Source organism: Streptomyces sp. SID4985, from assembly GCF_009863025.1.
Classification (GTDB): Bacteria; Actinomycetota; Actinomycetes; order Streptomycetales; family Streptomycetaceae; genus Streptomyces.
In genome coordinates this window covers 1-2,652 of sequence record NZ_WWIR01000596.1, presented here as the reverse complement: position 1 = coordinate 2,652, position 2,652 = coordinate 1, and the positions used below count along the sequence as shown (strand labels likewise).

Below are 2,652 nucleotides of genomic sequence, written 5' to 3'. Positions count from 1 at the left end.
GTCAGCGGTGCCCAGCCGCACGGTCAGCGCCTCGGGGTGCCCGGGGCCGCGCTCCCACAGCCGGGGCCCGGGGCCCAGCGCGGTCAGCAGCAGCGCGGCGGGGTCGGGCCAGGTCTCGGGGCGCCCGGTGTCTTCGACGAGCGTGCGGTGGTCGGTGCGGGTCTCTTCGGCCTGCGGTTCCTCCGGGCGGCCGCCGGTCAGCTTGCGCGCCCAGGCCCCGAGACCGCCCCGGCGCCGGGCGCCCTGGGAGAGGTCGGTGCCGCGCAGGGGGGTGTTCTTACGGGTGGGGCCGTCGTCGTAGGGGTCGTCGTACGGCGCGTCGTACGGGCTCTCGTCGTACGGCGTGCCGGGGCCGGGCGTGTCGGCGTACGGCGCCTCGGCCTGCCCGGTGACGCCGTGGTGCCCGGCGTGGGTGCCGGACGCGGCGGGGGCGTGGGGACCGGTGGCGTAGTGGGTGCGGTGGTCCTCGTCCCGGCTCTCGATGCGCGGGGCGCCCGCCTGCTCCGGCACGGTCCGCTCGGGGCGCCGGTGTTCGTGCCCGCCGGGGGTGCCGAGGCCGTAGGTGTGCTCGGTGGGGCCGTGGGGGGTGCCGTACCCGGGGCGGGCGTCCAGCGCGCTCGCGCTGCCGGTGCCGTAGCCGGTGTCCGTGCCGCCGTACGCGGGCGGCTCCGTGCCGTCGTACCTGCCGTCGTGCCCCGTGCCCGGGATGCTCGACCCCCGGGCCGTGTCCAGCGGCACCCGTACGCACCCCTCGCCGTCCGGCACCGTCGGTATGCGGGCGGCACCGGTGGACGGGGTGAGGCGCAGGGCGGACTCGCCGATGCGCAGGAAGGCGCCCTCGGGGAAGCGCAGGGACCGGTCGGTGACGCGGGTGCCGTCGAGGGTGGTGCCGTTGGTGGAGCCGAGGTCGGTCACCGAGACCCGGCCGTCGGCGGCGACGGTGACCGCGCAGTGCAGCCGGGAGACGTCCGGGTCGTCCAGGGGGACGTCGGCGTCGGCGGAGCGGCCGACCGTTATCCGGCCGCCGTGCAGCAGATGGACCCCGCCCGCGTCCGGGCCCGCGACCACGTGCAGCTGGGTCGGGGCGCCGTCCGGCTCCGGGTCGGGCTCGGTGGCCGCCGGGGCTCCCAGGGAGAGCACGGCGCCGTCCACCAGCGGGGGCTCGCCCAGGGTGTGGCGGCGCGTGTCCAGGCGCTCCGCGCCCGCGTACAGCACCACCGGGGCGCCTCCGGTGTCGCGGCCCGCGCCGCTCTCACCGGTGACCGCCACGGCCAGCGCGGGCGCGACCGCGCCGAGGTCGGTGCCCACGGGCGCCGTGACCAGCACGTCCCGGCTCGCGGCACGGCCGCGCCGGGAGGACGCGCCGAGCGGATCTACGACGGTCAGCCGGATCTGCATCGCCGTCAGCGGTCCCTTCTGCCCCGTCGCGAGGCGCCCCCACCCCCCGCACGGGCACTTCGGCCAGTACTGGAGGCATCCTCGCACCTGTCGCCGGGCACTCGCCCACGCTCCGACGCCAAGTGATCTTGATTGGTCAGCTCTGCCCCCAAAAGTGCCTGACCAGGAACGCGTCGTTGATCATTTGAGATCGGTCACGTCCAGTACCGGGCAACCGCAGGACCGAGGTGGGCGTCTTTCCCCCGAACATGGGCGGGAACGCTCACGTACTGCATAGAGGGCCCCACTACAGTGGGGCGGAACGCCGGGCGAACCGGCGCGCAAGCAAGCCAGCAAGCAGTCAGCAAGCAGCAGGGAGCGCGTGACGTGCGGCCAGTCGGCAGTAAGTACCTGCTCGAGGAGCCTCTCGGGCGCGGCGCCACCGGCACTGTCTGGCGGGCCCGGCAGCGGGAGACCGCGGGCGCCGAGGCGGCCGTGCAGGGCGCCCCCGGCGAGACCGTCGCCATCAAGGTCCTCAAGGAGGAGCTGGCGAGCGACCCGGACATCGTGATGCGCTTCCTGCGCGAGCGCTCCGTGCTGCTCCGGCTCACCCACCCCAACATCGTCCAGGTCCGCGACCTGGTCGTCGAGGGCGATCTGCTCGCCCTCGTCATGGACCTGGTGGACGGCCCCGACCTGCACCGCTACCTGCGCGAGAACGGCCCCTTCTCCCCGGTCGCCGCCTCCCTGCTGACCGCGCAGGTCGCCGACGCGCTCGCCGCCAGCCACGCCGACGGGGTGGTCCACCGCGACCTCAAGCCCGCCAACGTGCTGCTCCGTCAGTACGACCACCAGATGCACCCGATGCTGACCGACTTCGGCATCGCCCGCCTCGCCGACTCCCCGGGGCTGACCCGCACCCACGAGTTCGTCGGCACCCCGGCCTACGTCGCGCCCGAGTCCGCCGAGGGGCGCCCGCAGACCTCCGCCGTCGACATCTACGGCGCGGGCATCCTGCTCTACGAACTGGTCACCGGCCGCCCGCCGTTCTCCGGCGCGACCGCCCTGGAGGTGCTGCACCAGCACCTCAGCGCCGAGCCGCGCCGCCCCTCCACGATCCCCGACCCGCTGTGGACGGTCATAGAGCGCTGCCTGCGCAAGAACCCGGCCGAGCGGCCCAGCGCCGAGAGCCTGGCCCGCGCGCTGCGCGTCGTCGCCGAGGGCGTCGGGGTGCACGCCAACCCCGCGCAGATCGCCGCCGCCGAGGGCGTGGGC

At 75.6% G+C, this 2,652-nt stretch carries 2 protein-coding genes; one reads left to right on the top strand and one right to left on the bottom strand.

The window, feature by feature from the left end:
• Positions 1–1,398, bottom strand: a 1,398-nt coding sequence (locus tag GTW40_RS25640) for an FHA domain-containing protein (RefSeq protein WP_161182535.1), incomplete at its 3' end; no start/stop codon positions are given.
• A gap of 366 nt (positions 1,399–1,764) precedes the next feature.
• Here GTW40_RS25640 and GTW40_RS25635 point away from each other — a divergent pair.
• Positions 1,765–2,652, top strand: an 888-nt coding sequence (locus GTW40_RS25635; protein WP_161182534.1) for a serine/threonine-protein kinase, incomplete at its 3' end; no start/stop codon positions are given.